Raw genomic sequence first — 15043 nt, forward strand, 5'->3', positions numbered from 1 at the left:
ATCGCCATCCCCGCTCAAGGCCTCGAGATGCTCGCTCAAACTGAACAGGGACTTTGGATCCACCACGGCTCTCCATGATCGCTCGCGATTATTGAATCATCACCTCCGCCAAAACGCTATCGGTTTTGCGGGCCTCCAGCTATACCCCAAAAAGCACGGCCCAGCGATCGGTGGTTCCAACGGATCCGGGTCAGTGTAAAGCTTGGCTGGCCCTAAGGCCGTAGCTCCATCAGAAGGAGGCTAAACAGCCTTGCTGTGCGGCGCCAAGCGCGCCTCGTAATCACGGAACATGACATCGAAGGGTTGGGGTCTGCTTAGATAATATCCTTGGGCATAATCACACCCAAGCGTAGCAAGCAGTTGGAAGGTGGCTTCATCCTCAATACCTTCAGCCACGACCGCTTGCCCCAAGGCGTGAGCGAGGCCGATCATGCTGGTGATGATAGCGCGATCACGATCGCTAGCCAGTAGACGGGACACGAAGCGGCGATCAATCTTAAGTTCGTCGCTCGGCAAGTCAGCGAGATAGGCGAGACTAGCCTCGCCAGTGCCGAAGTCATCGATCGAAAGACGGAAACCAAGGTCGCGCAATTGGGAAAGATTGCGCACAGCGTCCGGACGGTTGTTGACACCCGCAGTTTCGGTAATCTCGATTGTCAGGAGGCGGGGGTCTATGCCGCGTCTAGCCACGACCTCGCTAAAGTTGTCCACGAGGTCAGGTTTGTCGACCATCTGCCCCGACAGGTTGATGCTCATCTGAAAACGCTGACCTAATGCATTGACCGCTTGCGCTGCGGTGATGGCCTCTTCCAACACCCAGTATGTGAGTGCGTCTATGCGCCCGGCGCGCTCAGCCTGTAAAATGAACGCATCTGGCGCGATGAAGCCACGGGTCGGATGATTCCATCTTATCAACGCCTCCGCACCGGAGATACGCCCGGTCCGATAATCCCATTGTGGCTGGAAAGCCAACCAGATATCACCATTGCGCAAACCCTCGTCGATGCGAGCGTGGAGGGATAGCTCCCAAGGCGCTTGCGCCAAACGCTCCGCTTCAAACACTTCCACCGGGCGGCCGTTAGTCAGTGCGTCGTTCGCACTAGCTAGAGCGGAATTGATCCGTGTCAGCGCGTCCAACCCCTCGTTGCGATCAAGCCCGAAGTGAATGTTGGTATCGAAAGTATGAGTGCCGATTTGCAATGGCGCAGAAAACAACGCCCGCAATCCTTGAAGATGGTTAAGCTGGATCTCGATCGGCCGAGCCTCTTCACGCCAGGCGAAGTGCCCGCCATCCCCATGGTAAATCTGGCTCGCGCCTGATCCTACCGATAATCGCCGGGCAATCTGGTTTGCGCATTCGTCGTGAAGTTCATTCGGTAATGTTGCTAATATCTCCTCATAACGGGCGATCACCGCGACAACCACATCGGACCCAACGCCCAAGCTGTCAGAAGACATTGCCAGCAGATTTGGCAAGCCGGAACGGCTGGTGTGCTGGACGCGCCGGAGACGTTTCTGCCATATGCGAATCGCGCTGAAGCATAAGATAAACATCATCGTCGGGCCGGGATCCGCCACGACGCCCAGCAAGCGAAGCAGTGCGGGCTGGAGCAGTCCGATCAGCAAAGCGCCAGCATAAAACCACCATCGCCGTCGTGAACCGCTATCGCGCTGAGCCAGAATAACGAGCATGATAACGATGCAGTACAGCGGAACAAACGTAATGTTCAACATCACTGGCTTGCTCAACGCAGCAGCTCCAGCAATGTCATGCGCTATAGGAGAAACAGCACCACGGCCAAAATATCTAACCAAAGGAGCTTGTGCAGATGACGATAAAATAACCGTCTTGCCAGTAATTAGTAAAGGATTTACCCTACCCTCAATCAAATCACGTGAAAATATCCGCGTTATTGTTTCAGGGTCTATCCAATAATTAGGATAAATTGTTCCGGTTTTAACAATTTCCTTTTCATTACCCAATGCCGCAGCTGCTGACTGATATACTTTTCCATTAATATTCAAATAATATGGACCACGTTCAGCCACATGCATGAAATTATCGTTCCAAGCCGAAACTACAACCATGCGATTTTTGGCAAGATCATGCCTAGGGAAATTAAATGATGTCGCGTCAAAATGGCTCATCTGATCGGCTCGCGCGATGAACGCGATATCTGAGCCAAAACTGTCAAGCGCCGCGACCAAAGCCTTGTCGTCAGCGGCATTGATACCGTAAGGAACAGTGACATCAACGAAAACGCGGCGAGGGACATAACGCCGCAATTTGGAGATGACGAGGGCCTCTTCCTTTGCACCAAGCACTGGCAAATCGTCTGTCGTCACAACCACGATATTCTGAGGCGCGATCTCGCGCCCGCCACGAAACAGCGTGTTCCAATAGAGATGACCGAAGACTTCCGTGAAACCCAGCCAAGGCAGGCACAACGCCAGGCTCAGCAGCAGCGAGATTCCGATCGGGGATCGTAGAAATTTTCGCATGGACCATCGGCGCAGTTGAGTTACCCGACGGGGCTAGTCCGAAATGGTTTAAATCACCTTACCGTTTACCATCGGTGGTAACACACGGACCATCAGTCATTTTTTGTCATGACGCCAAAGAGGGGTCCAGCCGAGCCAGGCTGCGGTCCAGCATGAGCAATTGCCACAGTACCCGGCTGTGATCGGCGCGCCCGGCGATGTGCGCCTGCGCGAGTGCGGCAATGCGTGAGGCGTCGAACCAGCCGGTACGGGCCAGCGCGCCGCCGCTGGCGATGGCGCGCGCCGGATCGGCGAGAGGGCCGCGCAGCCAGGCCGCGATCGGCGTGACGAAACCCATCTTGGGACGGAAAAGCACGTCATCGGGCAGGTAGCGGCGCATGGTCTGCTTCATCAGCCATTTGCCAGTCCCGCCCTGCACACGCATCGCTTCGGGCAGGCGCGCGGCGAATTCGATCAGGCGGTGATCGAGCAGCGGTTCCCGCGCTTCCAGGCTCACGGCCATGCTGGTGCGATCGACCTTGGTCAGGATGTCGCCCGGCAGCATGAACTTGAGATCGGCATACTGTGCCCGGTCCAGTCCGCTTCGCGCCGGGGCACGGCGCATCAGGTCAATCAGCGGCATTTCGGCCCGATAGCCCCCGCGCAGGCGGGAAAAGTCGGGGCTGTAGAGCGCCGCCCGGATTTCGGGCGCCGTCACCGCCAGCGCCCGCGCATAGCCCGTCTCGCCATCCTGCGAGAGGCTCTGGAACGTGGCCTTGGCACGCAGGCGGCGCGGCGCCCAGTCCGCTTTCGGATAGAGCTGCCCGAGCGTGCCGAACACCGGGCCGCGCAGTCCGGGCGGCAGCACGCGGCGCACCCGTTCCTCGTGGTGGTGGAATACCTGGCGACGATAGCCGGCAAAGGCTTCGTCCGCGCCGTCGCCCGAAAGCGCCACCGTCACGTGCGCACGGGCCAGTTCGCAAACCCGGAACGTGGGCAGCGCCGAGGCATCGGCAAACGGTTCATCGAACATCGCCACCAGACGCTCGACCAGCGCGAAATCGTCGGCCGAGACCGTGCGGGCATGGTGCTGCGTGGCAAAGCGTTCCGCCACTGCGCCTGCCCAGCGGGTTTCGTCCAGGGCCGCCACGTCAAAGCCGATCGCACAGGTCTTGACCGGCTTGGCGCTGGCTTCGGCCATCAAGGCCACCACGGTGGAACTATCCACCCCGCCCGAAAGGAACGCGCCCAGGGGTACATCGGCCGCCATGCGCGAGGTAACGGCTTTGCGCAGGCGGTGCAGCAAATGCGCTTCCAGGTCTTTGCGGCTGGCCCCGTCGCGCTCGGCAAAGGAAACGTCCCACCACGCAACAGACGGTGGCGGCGGCGCATCATGGCGCAGCAGGCGGTAATGGCCAGCGGGCAGCTTTTCCACGCCGGACAGGATCGCGCGGCCATCGGGCACGAACCCCCAGGCAAGGTAATCTTCCACGGCCAGCGGATCGAGCGTGCGGCGCAAGCTGGGGTGGGCCAGCAACTGCTTGAGTTCGGAACCGAAAATCACGCTGCCATCGGCGAGCGTGGCCATGTGCAGCGGCTTTACCCCCAGCCGGTCGCGGGCCAGGAACAGGGTGCGCGCCCGCAGATCGTAAAGTGCGAAGGCGAACATGCCGTTGAAATGCGACAGGCAGGCGGTGCCCCATTGCTGCCAGGCGGCCAGGATCACTTCGCTGTCGCCATCGGTATGGAACCGCGCGCCCAGCGCGGCGAGTTCGGCCCGCAGTTCGCGATAGTTGTAGATCTCGCCATTGAACACCAGCATTGCCCCGCCATCGGCGCTGGCCATCGGTTGCGGCGATCCGGCAAGATCGATGATCGACAGGCGCCTGTGGCCAAGGCCCACGCCCGGCGCCGTCCACACCCCGTCTCCGTCCGGCCCGCGATGGGCGATGACATCGCCCATCATGCGCAGCCTTGCCGGATCGACCGGTTTCATCCCCTGGGTGTGAAAAATGCCCGCAATGCCGCACATGTCTTGAAACCCGCCCCTATCGTCCGCGTGCGATCGTATCGATCCATCTGTCAAGCGGGCCCGCTGCCGCCACGAAAGCGGCAAGTGCCGGCGCGGCGGGGGCGCCGGGGTTGTCTTCGCTCGACAGGATCAGCGTGGCCGTGGGCCGCGCCCGCAGCAAGAGCCGATCGGCCATGTTCCACAACTTGAGCATGACGTTGCTGCCGCCCAGCCAGCTGCCGGTGCGATACCAGGTGACCGCCACGCGATGCACGGGGCCAGGCGCCTGAAGCACGTCGGCCTTGCCGCTCTCCAGCCCGGGCGCCGGCTTCTCCCAGGCCCAGTCGCTGTCGGGCGGCACGGCGCCTTCGCCGAAACTGCCCGCTTCACGGCCCTCCCCCTGCCCGGCATAGAGAGCGAACGACACATCCACCACATGGCCCTGCCCGTCGGCATAGCGCCCCAGCAGGCGATGGTCGGCCCCGCCGTGGCGCGGCTGCCAGGGCCAGCCCGGCGGCGTGGCCACACGATGCCATCCCGGCACCGCGGGCAGATCGATCCGCGCAGGCAGCGGCGCGGAGAGCCGGCCGGCCGCGGCGCCCCAGGCAAGGAAACCCAGAGCCAACACGGCGAGTCCGGCCAGCACGGCGCCCTGGCCCAGGCGCGCCCGCGACGCCCAGGCCAGGCGCCGATCGGCAAGGAGCGCCGCCGCATTCACGGGCGGCTCTTCGCGCGCACGGTCGAAAAACGGCCACCCGGCCAGCATCGTCAAAGCCATGACCACGGCAAAGAACACCCAGCCGTAAAAGACATGGTCGAACCCCGTGGCAAATTCGATCCCGCGCCAGCCGGCAATCATGATCGTGCCCCACGCGCGTATCCCGTTGGCAATGATCGGCACGGCCAGCGCCAGCACCATGAACGCCGTGCGGCGCCACCAGCTCGCAAAGCAGACATGGCAGACCAAAACGCCATAGGCGCCCATGGCGATAAGGAATTTCACGCCCGAACAGGCCTCGGCCACTTTGAAATAGCCCGCCGGCACAGTGATGAACACCCCGTCGAGCACGGCGGGAATGCCTGCCAGATGCAGCAGCACCATTACGATGCGCGCGGTAACGATCTGCAGAAACGGGATTAATTCATCGCCAAAGGGCACCAGGAACAGCATGTATGCCAGCGGAAACAGCAGGGCTGCCCCCACCCGCGGCCCCATCAGGGCGAGAAAGCTCGTTTGCAGCATCAGCACGCAGGCCGTTTGCGTCACCAGCGAAAAGCCGGCAAAACCGCCCAGCATCCACAGGAAGGCGGCGCCGGCAAACAGCACGAGGCCCGGCCACCAGCCCTGCGGCGCGATCTGCGCCAGGGCAGGCAGCCGCAACGATACCAGCCAGGCAAGAATCGCCGGCACCAGCAGCACGTGATTGTAGGTGGAACTGTTCCACCACTGCCCGGCCATTGCCGCCCAATCGCCATGAAACAAGCCAAGCAGACTCAGCCAGCACAGGCCGAGCAGACCCCAGGGCGCCAGATTTTCACCGGCGAACCACGAAGTGCGACGAGCCACGGAAGCAAGAGAGACGCTTTCACGCCGCATGGCGGCCAAACCGGCGATCAAGGCCGACAAGTTCCGGCAAAGACGCAAGAACCCTGTCCCATCCGTGGTGCGCGATGACAAAGGCCCGGGCGGCGCGGCCCAGGGCATCGGCGCGGATCGTGTCGGCCAGCAAGCCCACCGCCCGCGCGGCCATTTCCTGGGGATCGGGCGCGGCAACGGCAAAGTCCTGCCCATCGATCGCGTCGATGCCGGTGGCGGCCGCCGGCGTCAGCAGCACCGGCCGCGCCATGGCCATGGCCTCCAGAACCTTGTTCTGCACCCCCCGCGCCAACGTCAGCGGCACGACGACAAGATCGGCCCCCGCCAGCCACGGGCGCACGTCGCCTACCGCGCCGGTAACCCGCGTGCCGTTCTCGCCGTCGAGCGCCCGGACCGCCGCCGCCGGCGCGCGGCCCACCACGTTGAACACTGCTGCCGGAAACCGTTTCCTGATCAGCGGCATCGCCTTGCGGGCAAAGGCCACAGCCGCCTGCACATTAGGCGGATAGTCCATCTGCCCGGTGAATACGATCTGCGGCCCGCCCATCACCATCTGCGGCGCGGCCGGCACACCCGCAGGATCGAAGAAGACCGTGTCGATGCCGTTGCCCACGACCCGTACATCGGGCGCCGGCCCGCGCCCCAGCCGGCGGCGAAACAGCGCAGCCTCGGCTTCGCTGATCAGAAGGCTTGTCGTCGCGCGGCGGGCGACGCGCACTTCGTGGCGGCGCAGCAGCCAGGCTTCGCGCAGATGGATCGGCGCGGCCAGGCCAGGGCGCCGGGCATATTCGGCGAACTTGGCCGAATCGACGTCAACGAAGTCCATCACGACGCGCCCCTCGAACCCGGTTGGCACATATTGTGCCATCTGGCCGGAAAACACGAAGATCGTGGCGATGGGCCGGCTAGCCAGTGTTCGCCTGACATAGCGCGCCAGCCTGGCCGACGAAAATGCGGTCAGGCTGATGGGCCGTCCGCCCAGCACCGCCGCCAACCCGGCCCCGGCCAGCGACCCTCGCCGTCGCACCAGGCAATGGCTGGCCGCAAGCGCCGCCAGTTGGCTCTCACACGCCATGTCCGCCGGATCGTCGGCCAGGCAGCCCACGTGCACGGGGGCCAGCGTCACCAGCATGCGCAGGATATGATGCGCGCGGATCTTGTCGCCGCGATCGGGCGGAAACGGGATGCGATGGGCAAGGAACAGGATCTCGCCCCCGTCCTGCCCGCCCCCGTCACGCGTTTCCACGTCAGGCCCGACCTCATCAGGCCGTACCACGTCAGGCCGTACCACGTCAGGCAAGCCCACGCGCGATGACCGGGCCGATCAGGTTGGCAACCGGCAGGGGCAGCTTCTGCCACAAGCGGATCCTGGCCTGATAGCGCGGGCTCAACGGGTTCACGTCGCGCGGCGGCTGTCCTTCCGCGGCCCAATGGGCATAAGACAGCGGCCGGGGCACGAAACCCCAGTTGCGCTTGAAGTGATAAGCGCCGGAATCCACTTTGGACCGGCCGAAATCGAATCGCGCCATCCCCCGTGCCCGCGCATGGTTCATGAGGGCATAATACATCACGTCGTTGGCGCGCAGACCGCGCGCTGCAAGGACCCCGCCGCCCCAATAGGGCATGACTGCGCCGCGGTAATAAAGGCTCAGTACGCTGGCGACCGGCATCCCCCCATGCAGCACGGTGAGGATGTCCGCATCCGCGCCAAAAGCATCGAGCACGCAGGCGAAAAGCCGCCGCGGAAAGACCGGCGTGCCCAGATTGCGTACGGATTCGCTATAGACGCGATAGTGCCAGGCACGGTCCTGCGGGCCATTGCCGGCGCGAATTTCCAGGTCCTGCGCCAGGCCCTTGCGCAGCTCGGCGCGCTGTTTGCGCGGCACGGCCTGCAACTGCGCGGCATCGTCGGCGGCCAGCGGCATGACGAAACCGGCATGACTATCCCGCTTCACGTGCCAGCCAGGCCCTTGCGGCACCGTTCCGCCACGCAACTCGATGCCCGGGCATTTCAACCGCTGCGCCAGGGCCTGGGCCGCGTTGAACAGCGCCGGCGCGGCGCCCTCATCGCCGATCACCCCGCCCCCGACGGCAAATCCGGTCGATACCAGCGCCCGCCCGAACAGCCATGACGATACCGCATGCAGCGGCAGCGCCGCCACGATGACCCCGGCCTGCTCGGCCAGCAGCAGCCGGCTGGCGTGGCCACTGCCATGCGCCACCGCCTCCAGCCAGCTCGGCTCGTGAAACACGGTGGCATCGTCCTGCTGCGCCAGAAATCGGGCATAGGCGGCGCGGTCGCCCGGCCCCGCCTCGCGCACTTCGGGTGCGGCCAGGCGAAAAGGCGCGTTCATGCCGCCGCCGAAAATGGCACAGGCGTTGCGCTGTCGAGCCGGGCGGCCTCTCCGGCGGCGACTGCGTCCATCCGCCCCCAGGCAAAATCGCGCAGCACCCGCTCCAGCTTGCCGGCCATCGCGGCAAGGTTCGTGTAATGGCGAAAGCGCGATCGCCACGGGGCATCGGTGCGGCGGGGCTGATCGGGATCGATTTCCCATGGGTGGAAATAGAACGCAGCAGGACGCCCGGCCGCGTTCACCTGGCGGATTGCCCATGCGGAAACGCCATAGGGCAGCAGGCGGAAAAAGCCGCCGCCACCGGCCGCCATCCGCCGCCCGGCCACCTCCGCGGTGGTCACGGGAATCTCCAGCAGGACGCTGTCCGCCAGCGGACGAAAGGCAAAGCGCGGCGCGTCTCGCCAGCCATAGTGATCGTGCACGATCGGCGCGACCGACGAGGAATAGGTATAGCCGGCATCGGCCAATACGCGGTGGGCCCAGGCATTGCGCGCGTCGATCGAAAAGCTTGGCGCGCGATAACCGGTGACCGCCTGCCCGGCCGCCTGTTCCAGCGCATCGCGCGCGCGCGCGAGATCGGCAGCAAAGGCGGCCGGGTCCATTGTGAACACCCGCTTGTGGTCCCAGCCATGGCTGGCCACCTCGTGCCCCGCTTCGGCAATGGCACGCACCAGCGCCGGATGGCGCTGCGCCACCCAGCCGAGCGTGAAGAACGTGGCTTTCACCCCGGCCGCCGCGAACATCGCCAGTATCGCCTGCACGTTGCGCTCGACCCGCGAATCGAGCCCGTCCCAGGCGCTGCGGGCAATCACTTTCTCAAACGCGCCGACCTGGAACCATTCTTCCACATCGACGGAAAGCCCGTTGATCACGCGCGACGCCATGGCGGGGTGCCAAATCAGGCCGCCCGCCTGGGGCGGTCGGTTTCGAACCATTCGATCAGCATGGTCAGCACGTGGCGGATCGCCTGCTCCTGTTCGGCCAGGCGGTGTTCCAGCCCTGCGATGCGCGCCGCCGCATCGTCCAGCGCGGCTTCCAGCGCGTCGGTACGCGCTGCGGCCTCGGCTTGCGCGGCCGCCGATTGCTCGCCCAGGGCCGCGCGCATCGCCGCCACTTCGATCACGGCCTGCTGCAGTTCGGCGATCTGCTCGTCGCGGCCGGCAAGAGCCGCCTCGATCGCGGCATGATCGACAGTGTGCTGCAATGGTTCCGATCCGGACGCAGCGTCGTTGTTCTGCGCATAGCCGCGATCGGCCGGCATTTCCGCCACCGGTGCCGATAGTGGCGGGCGCGACGCGGCGTGCACCGGCTCCGGCATTTCGGGCGTGAAGGCGGGCGCGGGCGCGGCGCTGTCGGCGGCCATGTCATCCAGCACGGCATGCAGCAGGCCCACATCGATGCGGCTGGCCTGTTCGAGCGTGCCGGCGAGCAGGACGCGGCTCAGTATCTGGTTGATGCGGCGCGGGATGCCGTCGCTGGCACGGGCAAGATCGGCATAGAAACGCGGCTCGAACGCGGGGTTGCCATTCCATCCTGCGCGCGTCAGCCGGTGTTCGACATAAGGCCCTACTTCCGCAGGTTCCATCGGCGCCAGATGATGTATGGCGATCACGCGCTGGCGCAGTTGCTCCAGCCGGGGCGAGTGTTGCAGCAGCGTGCGGAATTCAGGCTGCCCAAGCAGCAGGATCTGCAACAGCGGATAGGCGCCCAGCTGAAAGTTCGACAGCATGCGCAATTCTTCCAGCGCTTCCACCGCCAGGTTCTGCGCCTCGTCCACCACCAGCAGGCAGCGCCGCCCGGCGCGCGCCTCTTCGTGCAGGAAAGCTTCGATCCGGGCCAGCGCGGCTGCCTTGTCGTGCCCGGCAACGTCGAGGCCAAACGCGCGCGCGGCCATATGCACCAGTTCCTGGCCATCCAGCTTGCTGGTCACGATCTGCGCGCCGACGAGCTGCGCCGGGTCGATATTGGCCATCAGGTGCGCGGCCAGCGTGGATTTGCCCGCGCCCACCTCGCCGGTGATGACGATGAAGCCCTCGCCTTGCGCCAGGCCATAGCCCAGATAGGACAAAGCTTTCTTGTGCGTGGCGCTCTCGAAATAGAAATCCGGATCGGGCGTCAGCTGGAACGGTCGGGCCGAAAGGCGGTAGAATTCATCGTACATCGGCGTGTCGCCTCCTGAACCGTCAAAGCGTATAGCGCAGGCCGATCAGGCCTGTCGCTTCCAATTGGTCCGCAGCCAGATTGCGGCTCACCCCGTCAAGCCCGACCGACGCCGTTGCGGTAAGGCGATCGGCCAGGCGGCGATAATAGGATGCAAAGATGCCATAGGAATTGGTGTTCCCCAAGACGGCGGTGCCGCTGTCGTACCACGCATCGTAGACCGTGACGCTGAAACTGGCGTCCCGGCCGAGCTGGCCCGATACGCTGCCGTTGACGTACCAGTTCTGATCCACGGTGCCGTTGGCTGTGGCCAGCACCTTTCCGGCCGCGGCGATGAAGCGGCGGCGCACATAGCCCGCGCCCACGCCCAGCCGCAGGCGCCCCATGGCAAAGCCATAAGTGGCGTTGACCCCGCGCGCGCGGAATACCGACGAAGACACCGACGAAAGCGCGCCGTTGACGCACGATCCGCCCGACGCGCCGATGCCGCAGCCCGAAGTGCCGCTGCCAAAGGCGCTGGTTGTCGCAAAATCGGTGGGTACCTGCTGCAACGCGTTGGACAGGCTCGAGCCGAAGCCTGAAATCCCGTCATAGACCGATACGTTGAGCGAACTGCGCGTATTGGGCGCATAGGCGAAGCTGCCGTAATAGGTCGTGCTGTCAAAGCGCCGGCCGACGAAGGCAGACAGCGAGGTGCGCCGGCTCGGCCGCCACATCACGCCCACGTCCCAGATCAGGCCGTTGCTGTCATAGGCGATCCGGCGCGGCTGGCTTTCGTCGGTCACATAGCGGCCATCCCCGCCCACCAACGGATTGCCGGCCGCATCGCGCAGCGCATCGCGCGAGGATACGCGGATATGTTCCCAGCCCACATCGCCCACCAGTTGCACCGTCTGGCTCACGGGCAGCGTGGCGCGTACCGCGGCGCGCTTGTCGTCGACCCGCTGATCCAGATTGGCGATGTCTTCGCGATCCCAGGCCGCGCTGCCGGTCAGGCCGATCGGCAGCAGCGTGCCGGCCTTGATCCCGGCCGAAGCCTGGGCCGATTGCACGACGGAATGATCGAACAGGTCCACCCGCGGCTGGCCGGGGGCGGGCTGATAGGCATTCTTCTGGGTGAGCTTGGTATAGCCGGCAAGATAACTGGCCTTGATCGCCACATCGCCCGCACGGGTGGTCAGCGCCGGGCCGGCATAGAACGAATAGACCTGGCTTACCGCATCGTTGACCGAAAGCGGGTTCAGCGTGCCCGAGCCGTTGGCCTCGACGCGCGTGCGGGCGGCCAGAGCGCCGGCTTCGATGCTGAGCGTGCGCGGCACCAGCTGGTGCGAAACCCGCGCCAGCCCCGAAATCGTATCGGCATCGCCGACCTGGCCTTTCTGCACGAAACGGCGTTCATAGCGCACGGCGATCTGGCCCTGGGTGCGCCGGCCGGCAAGCGTCGCGTCAACTCCGGCGGCCAGCGTCGTGAACGTCACCACGTCGTTGTCTGGCGTTATCTGCGCCAACAGGTTCTGCGTCACTTCCAGATAGGGGCGAATCGTGGTGCGCACACCAGATCCCGCGCCACGGGCACTATGCCCGCCACGCGGGGCAGAACCGTTGCCGGCGGGGGCAGCCGCGCCGTCGTCGCTGCCCGTATCGTACGACAGCGCCTGCGCCGATGCGGCCGGGGCCACGGCCAGCCCCAGCCCCGCCAGCAGCCCGCGCAGGATAATGGAACGCGCGCGTCTCATTCCTTGTATCCGTAATAAGTGCCGAAGCGCCGCCCGGTTGGCGAAAAGCGCGTGCCGTTGAGCAACAGCTTGATATCGGCGCAGCCCGAAAGAATGCCCACCGCATCGCGCAGGGCCGCTTCGCCGGTCACGTCGGCCCGCACGACCATCAACGCCTGCCCCACGTGCATCGCCAGTTCCGAGGCGGGCGAAGCGGCCAGCGCGGGCGGGCTGTCGAAAATGACGATGCGGCTTGGCGATTGCGCGGTCAGCCGATCAAGAATGGCGCGGGTGCGCACCGAGGCCAGGTATTCGGTGTCGGAACCGGTCTGGTTGCCTGCGGGCAGCACCGAAAGACCGGGAATATCGGTAGGAATGATGCATTCCTCGACCATTACCTGCGGATCGGCCAACGCGTCCATCAGCCCCGGCCCGCCCGGCAGGCCCAGGGTGGAAAGCACCGAAGGCTTGGCAAAGTCGGCATCGACCAGCAGCACCTCGTTGTCTTTTTCCGCCGCGATCGACAGTGCCAGATTCACCGCGCAAAACGTCTTGCCCTCGCCCGGGTGGGCCGAACAGACCAGGATGCGCTCGCCATGCGGCGCGGTGCGCCCGGCGCGCGATTCCGCCGCGTTCAGCAGCAGTTGCCGCTTTACGATGCGGAATTCCTCGAGCAACGCGCTGACCGGCCCTTCCGGCTCGATCAGGCACTGTTCGCGCAGCAGGCGCCGGTCGATCGGCTGAGGCGCCTTGCGAAACCGCTGGCGTGAGGGAATGCCGTCCAGCGGCCCCTGCTCCCCGGCCGGCGCCTGCAGCGATGGCGCACCAGAAACGCCGGACGTTGACGGCACGAACACCTGCCTGCTTTCGAACGGAGCGGGGGTGGGTGTTGCAGGCGTGGGCGTTGCAAGTGCGGGGGTTATAGGTACGGATTCGGGTGCGGATGGCTCGGCCAAGCCCGCCGGCGCCGATGACGCAGCGCCACGGGGCAACGGGGCCGGCGCGCGCATGTGCTGGCGGAAATCGAACGTGCCGGCGGCACGCTCGATCAGCGAAGGGGCGCCCTTGCCAAGGCTTTGCAGTGGGGCCTGGGGCAGTGGGGCCTGGGGCAGTGGGGCCTGGGGCCGGGGGGGCTGGGGTGGATTGCTCTGGTCGGTCATGTCCTGCGCCTTCATGCCACCATCCGCCGTTTCAGGAATTCCACCGCCAGCAGCACCATCAGCACCAGAACGAGGCCGGCGCTGGCACCACCGAACAGTTTCATCTGCTTCCACTGCCGCGCCCGCGCCATGGCCGTCTGGGTCAGCGATACCGAACCCAGCACGATCATCCCGGTGGCGCGTTCGAGCTGGCCGGTGGTGGCATAGCTGGAACGCAGCTGGGCCATGGCGAAAGCTGCGCCACAGCCTCCTGCCAACCCGACGATCAGCACCAGCATCAACAGCAACGGCCGATCGGGCGCCGAAGGGCCTCGCGGCGTGCTGGGCGGATCGATCACGTCGAACTTGACCGCGTTGTGCTCGCTTTCCACCTGCCCGCGCAAGCGCAGCTGCTCGCGATCCCGCAGCAGCTTGTCGTACTGGTCCTTGAGAACGTCGTAATCGCGGTTGATCCGCGCCGCTTCTGCCGCGACGGCAGGTTCGCTGTATTGCTGGCCGGTCAGCTGGCCGATCTCCTGCTGCAACGATGCCTTGCGCGATTGCAGCGAGACAAGGCTCGCCGCGCGATCCGCCCTGATCGACTGGAGCGAGGCATAGGCCGGATTGGGCGTGCCCGAATGCCCACCTTCGGCCGCGGCCTGGCGCTGCAGGCTGGCAATCTGAGCCTTGGCGGTAAGCACATCGGGGTGGCTGTCGGTCAGCCCGCGCGCGCGCATGCCGGCAAGGTCTGCCTGCGCCTGCGCCAGCGCGCCCCGTGCACCGCCCTGCGCGCCGGGAATAGTAATCGTGGGCGGCGTGCCGGACAACTGCCCGTTGATCGAAGCCAGCGCGCTCTGCGCCGCCAGAAGATCGGACTCCACCCCGCGCAACTCGCTGCGCGCGCCTTCAAGCTTGGCCGAAACCGATCCCGTGCCGGGCATCAGCGCCGCGTTCCGGGCTTCGAATTCCTGGCGCTTCTGCTCGGCGGCTTCCAGGTCTTTCTGCCGGTCGGCCAGTTGCTGATCCATGAACGCGAGGCTGTCGGTCATCTCACCGCGCCCGCCAGCCAGGTTTTCTTCGCGGAAGATGTCGATCATCTTCTGCACGATATCCTGCGCCAGCTTGGCGTTCTGTGCATCGGTATAGGAACCGCGTCCCGATGTGGCGCTGATTTCGAACAGGTTGTCCTGCTGGCTGACCACCTTGATCTGCGTGGCCAGGCTGGCAACGGCCGCTTCCATCTGCTTGTCGTTGGTAACCTTGTCGCCCAGCCGCGTGGCGCGCACCACCTTTTCCAGATTGACCGTGCTGGTCAGCGTCTGGCGCACGCGTTCGATATCCTGCTTGGCATTGCCGCCAATGCCGATCTGGTCTGACAGCACATCGTCGACCTGGATGAAGATGCGCGCTTTGGATTCGTAGGAATTGGGCACCATGGCAACGATCAGCCAGCCCAGCAGGCAGACCAGCCAGGCCACCCCCAGCGCCAGCCAGCGCCGGTGCCAGATGCCGTAAAGCGCAATGCGCACTTCATCGAGAAGGTTCGTCATGACGAGAGGCGCCCCGCCCGGGCCATGGTTGGCCAG

The 15043-nt window shown here is 65.0% G+C and carries 10 protein-coding genes; all 10 read right to left on the minus strand.

Annotation, left to right across the window (positions count from 1 at the left end):
- Window positions 1–240: 240 nt before the first annotated feature.
- A complete protein-coding gene (locus AC3EDY_RS09945; protein ID WP_488572337.1) occupies window positions 241–2502 on the minus strand; it encodes an EAL domain-containing protein in 2262 nt (753 codons plus the stop codon).
- A gap of 106 nt (window positions 2503–2608) precedes the next feature.
- A complete protein-coding gene (locus AC3EDY_RS09950) occupies window positions 2609–4513 on the minus strand; it encodes an XrtA/PEP-CTERM system amidotransferase (RefSeq protein WP_488572338.1) in 1905 nt (634 codons plus the stop codon).
- A 16-nt stretch (window positions 4514–4529) separates the two neighbouring features.
- Complete coding sequence (gene xrtA, locus AC3EDY_RS09955; protein ID WP_488572339.1) at window positions 4530–6059, minus strand: exosortase A; 1530 nt, start codon at window positions 6057–6059, stop codon at window positions 4530–4532.
- Between the two features lie 19 nt (window positions 6060–6078).
- Window positions 6079–7380 (minus strand): TIGR03087 family PEP-CTERM/XrtA system glycosyltransferase, encoded by a 1302-nt coding sequence (locus tag AC3EDY_RS09960; RefSeq protein ID WP_488572524.1) that lies wholly within the window; start codon window positions 7378–7380, stop codon window positions 6079–6081.
- Between the two features lies 1 nt (window position 7381).
- Window positions 7382–8443 (minus strand): FemAB family XrtA/PEP-CTERM system-associated protein, encoded by a 1062-nt coding sequence (locus tag AC3EDY_RS09965; RefSeq protein ID WP_488572340.1) that lies wholly within the window; start codon window positions 8441–8443, stop codon window positions 7382–7384.
- Window positions 8440–9327, minus strand: coding sequence for an XrtA system polysaccharide deacetylase (locus AC3EDY_RS09970; protein WP_488572341.1), 888 nt, complete (start codon window positions 9325–9327; stop codon window positions 8440–8442). The genes AC3EDY_RS09965 and AC3EDY_RS09970 overlap by 4 nt, the downstream gene beginning before the upstream one ends.
- A gap of 14 nt (window positions 9328–9341) precedes the next feature.
- Window positions 9342–10604 (minus strand): XrtA/PEP-CTERM system-associated ATPase, encoded by a 1263-nt coding sequence (locus tag AC3EDY_RS09975; RefSeq protein ID WP_488572342.1) that lies wholly within the window; start codon window positions 10602–10604, stop codon window positions 9342–9344.
- Between the two features lie 22 nt (window positions 10605–10626).
- The gene (locus tag AC3EDY_RS09980) at window positions 10627–12339 is read right to left on the minus strand and encodes a porin family protein (protein WP_488572343.1); all 1713 of its coding nucleotides are present in this window, start codon (window positions 12337–12339) and stop codon (window positions 10627–10629) included.
- Window positions 12336–13478, minus strand: coding sequence for an AAA family ATPase (locus AC3EDY_RS09985; RefSeq protein ID WP_488572344.1), 1143 nt, complete (start codon window positions 13476–13478; stop codon window positions 12336–12338). The genes AC3EDY_RS09980 and AC3EDY_RS09985 overlap by 4 nt, the downstream gene beginning before the upstream one ends.
- An 11-nt stretch (window positions 13479–13489) precedes the next feature.
- Window positions 13490–15007 (minus strand): XrtA system polysaccharide chain length determinant, encoded by a 1518-nt coding sequence (locus AC3EDY_RS09990; protein WP_488572345.1) that lies wholly within the window; start codon window positions 15005–15007, stop codon window positions 13490–13492.
- Between the last annotated feature and the right edge of the window lie 36 nt (window positions 15008–15043).

Source organism: Novosphingobium sp. DS6-6, from assembly GCF_057784975.1.